7 protein-coding genes are annotated in these 5285 nt (G+C 39.1%); 6 read left to right on the forward strand and 1 reads right to left on the reverse strand.

Going from position 1 to position 5285, the window contains the following annotated elements; all coding sequences use genetic code 11:
• The 4 genes from GCCT14_RS03445 to GCCT14_RS03460 form a co-directional block, all read left to right on the forward strand.
• A partial coding sequence (locus GCCT14_RS03445; protein ID WP_478209988.1) for an ATP synthase beta subunit C-terminal domain-containing protein occupies positions 1-586 on the forward strand: 586 nt, incomplete at its 5' end.
• Positions 583-1176, forward strand: coding sequence for a V-type ATP synthase subunit D (locus GCCT14_RS03450; protein WP_108624257.1), 594 nt, complete (start codon positions 583-585; stop codon positions 1174-1176). The genes GCCT14_RS03445 and GCCT14_RS03450, both read left to right, overlap by 4 nt.
• A gap of 2 nt (positions 1177-1178) precedes the next feature.
• On the forward strand, positions 1179-3086 hold the full coding sequence (locus GCCT14_RS03455; protein ID WP_157952564.1) for a V-type ATP synthase subunit I: 1908 nt from the start codon (positions 1179-1181) through the stop codon (positions 3084-3086).
• Positions 3087-3107: 21 nt separating this feature from the next.
• On the forward strand, positions 3108-3536 hold the full coding sequence (locus GCCT14_RS03460) for an ATP synthase subunit C (RefSeq protein WP_239978363.1): 429 nt from the start codon (positions 3108-3110) through the stop codon (positions 3534-3536).
• Here the strand turns inward: GCCT14_RS03460 and GCCT14_RS03465 are convergent.
• Complete coding sequence (locus GCCT14_RS03465) at positions 3533-4081, reverse strand: TerC family protein (protein ID WP_239978364.1); 549 nt, start codon at positions 4079-4081, stop codon at positions 3533-3535. The genes GCCT14_RS03460 and GCCT14_RS03465 overlap by 4 nt on opposite strands.
• Between GCCT14_RS03465 and GCCT14_RS05480 the strand changes: the two genes are divergently transcribed.
• The gene (locus GCCT14_RS05480) at positions 3969-4232 is read left to right on the forward strand and encodes a hypothetical protein (RefSeq protein WP_239978365.1); all 264 of its coding nucleotides are present in this window, start codon (positions 3969-3971) and stop codon (positions 4230-4232) included. The genes GCCT14_RS03465 and GCCT14_RS05480 overlap by 113 nt on opposite strands.
• A 325-nt stretch (positions 4233-4557) precedes the next feature.
• Positions 4558-5285 (forward strand): cytochrome d ubiquinol oxidase subunit II (locus GCCT14_RS03470; RefSeq protein ID WP_192875494.1); only part of this gene is annotated, 728 nt, incomplete at its 3' end.

Genomic DNA, 5285 nt, shown 5'->3' on the forward strand with positions numbered 1-5285 from the left:
TGCAGATGCACTAAAAGAGATTGCAATTAGCATGGACCAAATACCTTCGACAAGAGGATATCCTGGATCCCTTTATTCAGACTTGGCTTCTCGATATGAGCGTGCAATTGAGTTGTCTTCAGGAGGTTCTATCACTTTGGTGACTGTGACAACGATGCCTGGAGGTGATATTACACATCCTATTCCTGACAATACTGGCTACATAACTGAGGGTCAGTTCTTCTTGGAAAAGGGGAAGATCGACCCATTTTCATCTCTTTCTCGATTGAAACAGCTTGTTATTGGACATGTCACTCGTGAAGACCATGGAGAATTGGCCAATGCAACTGTTCGTCTTCTCTCCTCTGCAAGGCAAAGTAAAGAGAAGATGTCTATGGGGTTTGAGCTTTCTCCATGGGATGAGAAGCTGCTTCTTTTCGCTGATAAATTTGATCGAGAAATTCTTCCCCTTGAGGTTGACCTCTCTCTTGAGAAGTCCTTAGATCTTATATGGGACATCCTTTCTTCTGTATTTTCCAGGCAAGAAACTGGGATCAAACTTTCTCTTGTTGAGAAGTTTCGTCCAAATTGGAAAGAGGCTGTATGACGTTTGCGGCCCTGAAACTTACCAAAGGAGAGTTGCGTATTCAACGTCAAAAGCTTGATGAGTTTCAGGCTTATCTACCGACTCTCATTTTGAAGAAAAGCTTATTGCAAAGAAAGGTGTTGGTGAATCGTTCTAGTTTAGAACATTTTCGAGATGAGATGAATAAATCTTTAAAAACTATTTCATCACAAAAAGCTTCTTTTTCGCTGAATCCAAAAATTGGTGCGTTACTTGTTCTAGATTCTCTTGATCGAATGTTAGAAAACGTTGCTGGAGTGTCTCTCCCGTATATTTCTTCTATCACATGGAAAGATGTTCCTTATTCAGTCGCTGGCACTCCCTCTGGTACAGAGCAATTTATTCAGTTGGGAAGACTCTACCTGGAAGCAAAGATTCGTTTTGAATACGCCGAAATAAGATTACGTCTTTTAGAGGCTGAATTTAAGAGGATTTCCGTTCGCACTAATTTAATTGAGAAGGTTCTTATTCCGCGTAGGAAAGAGAATATTAAGAGGATCCTTGTTTTTCTAGGAGATGTTGAGCTGGCTGCTATTGGTAGATCAAAGATCGCCAAAAAGAAGAAGGTGTAGAGATGGTTTGCTTCCAAGCTAGTAAATGGTTGTTGGTAGGTTCTCGAGCCGAACGTGAATCTTTTTTGAAAAGCGTTCAGCTTCTTGGAATTGTACAATTTGAAGATAAAGGCTCTACTAATCTTCATACATGGGATAAGTATCAGTTGATAGTAAGGGCACTTTCATTTTGTGAGGAATGTAAGGATCAATTTTGTGAGATTTATCTTCCAAAAGAAGAGAAAGAGATTGTCGACAGGGCGTCTGAGTTAGCTACCAAGATTGTATTTCTAGAAGAAAAAAAGCATAACTTTGAGCAAAAAAAAGAGATCCTTACGCAAGAAAGGGAATCTTTAGCGCCTTTTGGTTTTTTCAGCCAATTTCAAGTTAGACAATTATCAAAAGATTTAAGTGCAGAGATCTCTTTTCTTTCATTGCCTCTTCAAGAATTCAATTTGAGAAGTAAAGATTGGCGTTTGTTTGAGGCTTCTCGTAACGGGTCAACTTGGTACGGCATCCTATTTGGCGAAGAGACGTCTTTGAAAGAATACGTCATTACAATTGAACGTGATCTTTATCAAGTAACATCGGACTTGGAGAGGCTGAATGAAGACATTGCTGAGCTAAATATTGAATTAAAACAAAAACAAAATGGGAAACCGTATCTTGAGGTGGCAAGAAAGCTACTTTTAAATCAATTCCGTAGAACTCAAGCAGAGAACGCAACACTTGATGAAGAGAGTGCTTTCTTGGCTTTCATTTGGGTAGACCCTAGTTGCGAGGAAGATCTTATAAGACTAACTAAAGAACATTTAATTTACTTAGAGAGATCATTTGTTGAGGAAGGAGAGGTTGCGCCAACTGTTTTTCGTAATGAGGGTTATGCAAGAATAGGTCAGGATTTAGTAGAAGTTTATGACGTCCCTTCAAAGACGGATCAAGATCCTTCTTTTTCTGTTTTGGTTGCGTTTGCCATTTTCTTTGGACTGATCATGGCTGACATGGGGTACGGATTAGTTATCTTATTTGCCTCTCTTTATTTTCAGTGGAAAATGCCTTCTTGTTCTGGATCTAATTGTAGAATGGTTGACCTTGGAAAGATACTTGGCTTAGTAACATCTGTTTGGGGTGGACTAATTGGGAGTTTCTTTGGAGTATCCTTTCACTCAGGACTCTCTCCTTTCATATTCTTAGCTGAAAAAAAAGCTTTTTATCATCAGATGATGGGAGACATAGTTTGGGGAAAATGGATTTTAGATTACCCACAGCTGGTTCAACATATTGAAGTAGGAAATTCTCCTTTGACCTTGGAGGTCGTGAGTGGAGGGGTACTGTCCACTCCTATACAAAGAATTTTAATTGACACTGTCATCAAAGAGTTTGTTTTAATTGTTGGAGTTTGTCATCTTCTCTTTTCCATGTGGAGGGGGCGTTCCAAAACCAGAACACATTTCGGCTGGTCATTTTGTATGCTAGGTGGTTATTTCATTCTGGCGGATTTCCTTGATGCAACCCTTCTTCCGCATTATATTTTCTTTTTTTCAAAGGAAAAACTTCTTTTGGTAGCTAATTGGGTCACTTTTTTTGGTTTTCTGACAGCACATTTTTTTGCCATTCAAGAAAGAGGATTCCTCAGCGGTATACTGGAGTGGATGAATGCTATACAAATTTTTTCTGATGTCCTTTCTTATTTGAGGTTATATGCTCTTGGTCTTTCTGGAGCGATTATTGCTGAGACATTTAATTCAATTTCTCTTTTTCTACCGTGGCCTTTCTCGTGGGGGTGCCTCTTATTTGGACATTTGATCAACTTTGGGCTAGGTGTAATGGGAGCTGTCGTTCATAGTTTACGATTAAATTTTTTGGAATGTTATCGTTACTCGTTTGATGGTGGGGGTCGCCCTTTCCGCCCCTTGTCTATAGAAAAGTAATTATACTTAGTGAGGCGTCTTGTGTTTGATTTTAATATGGTTGGTCCAGGGTTGGCTTTAGCGTTCGGATGTATCGGAAGCAGTTTAGGGTGTCAGATTGCTGCTTCAGCTTGTTTATCGGTTATGTCCCAAACCGATGAAGGACATGGCAAGTTGATTGCGATGTCGACTGCTCCGGCCTCTCAATCGATCTTTGGTTTCATTTTGATGCTTCTAATGAAGAATGCTATTCTTTCTGGTAATTTTTCCCCAGTGAGTGGTGTATTTTTAGGTATTGGTTGTGGTTCTGCCTTAGCAATTTCTGCTGTAGCTCAAGGGAAAATTTGTGCGGCAGGAATCTATCTTTCGCTTAAAAGACCTGAACATTACGGAAAAGCTTGGGCACCGATAGGTGTGATAGAATCGTTTGCTTTATTTGCGTTCGTCTTTTCTTTGTTGATCCTTTATTAGCCGAACACAAGGATGTGTGTTCCTGTGCATAGAAGAAGAAACCCTATTGCCTTTTTCATATGTGGATTCTTTTCTTGTGCTCGTTGCAGCAAGATGTAGATTGGAATTTGCAATCCTAGAGAGAGTAAGTTTGCAACCTGCGCAAGAAGTAGATTATTTGTGAAGGAAAGAGTTGCAGCTATTGAATCCACTCCGAGAAATGTATCGCAGATGAGAAGAAGACCGATTGAGATAACGCCTAGTCGGTGATTCGATTTACTGAATAATCCCTTGGCACTCAGCTTATTAAAGGCTTTCTTAAACCTTTTGTTAGGTTCGTTTGATTCTATTGCTAGTCCGTATCCTGTGTAAAGGATGGGCAAAGAAAAGAATCTTACTATCCATTTGGCATTGGAAATGATAATAAATCCTGCAAATAGAAGGTTAATTCTAATGATAGCCTTCCCTATTAACATGATCCTTAAGGCCCTGGGCTCATCTTCTTGTTTGAGATTGAATATTTTAAAAAGTGCAAGAAAAAGTGATAAGTTATCTATTGTGGTCAATGAGCAGACTAGAAATGTTGATAGAAATTGTGTAGCTGCATCTCGTTCAGTTAGGACGCTGGTAGTGTCTATTTGTTTCCAGAATAGCAAAATTAAGATAGTGGAGAAGGCAACTAGAGTTCCTATACTTATAAGCATACGTGTTGCGTGAAAGGGGGAGATCGTTTTTGGCTGGTTTGCAACCATGATCACAATCAGGATAAGGTAGAACCCTGCTATGAGTAGATGTTCGAGCATGTTTGTATCCTTTGCCTGTTATATTCCGAGTTATTCCCTTCCTTATCCTGTCTTGTCTTTTTCGATCTATTAGTCGTTGAGAGAACATTTCTCCTGGAGAATCTTTATTTTTAGCTTTCTGATTTTTGTTAGCTCGTTGTATCACGCGATCTAATTTAATCAGTGATGAGTGGCCGATTCCACTCTATTTGCAAAATCGTAGTTTTTCTTTGTGTAAGCAGATTTTATAGGGTGTTTCAATGCCAGCTATTCAGCAACTTTCCTTGATTTTGTACACTTTTCTTATTGCAGGCTATGTCGTCTTAGATGGCTATGACCTGGGTGTAGGTATTTTGCATGTTTTTAGATGCCGAGAAACCGATAAGAAGAAGTCTTTAAAAGTCATAGGATCCAAATGGGATTGGAATGAAATTTGGCTTGTTTCTGGTGGGTGTGTGCTTTTTGCAGGCGTACCCAAAGTGTCTGCTGTATTATTCTACTCTTTTCGCTTTATCTGGCTTGCTCTTCTGATTGGTCTCATTATGAAGCCACTTTTTGTTTCTTATCGTAAGAAAGTAACACTTCCCTTTATTCAGAACTTTTTGGATTTTGGAATCTCTTTTTCATGTGCTTTAGTTGCTTTCATGGGGGGATTTTTATCTGGACATCTTGTAATTGGATTGCAGATTGATGCGGCAAGTGAAACTGCTATGAGCATATCATCATTCGGTTGCCCTTATTCGATAGTTATGGGGTTTACATCAGTTTTTCTTTTTGCAGTTCACGGTGCGTTTTATCTTTTGCAAGCTCTTCCCATTGATAAACAACATGATAAACAACAGGAGAGGATTGGTCGGTTCGTTGTCTCGTTCTCGATTTTGAGTGTAATATGTTGTCTTGTTTGTTTAATTCTTCTTCGCACTCAACATAAAGATGTTTTTCAAAAATTATTAATGAGTCCTCTTTCAATTTTCATGATGAGTCTTGG

This window comes from Candidatus Similichlamydia epinepheli (genome assembly GCF_003056015.1).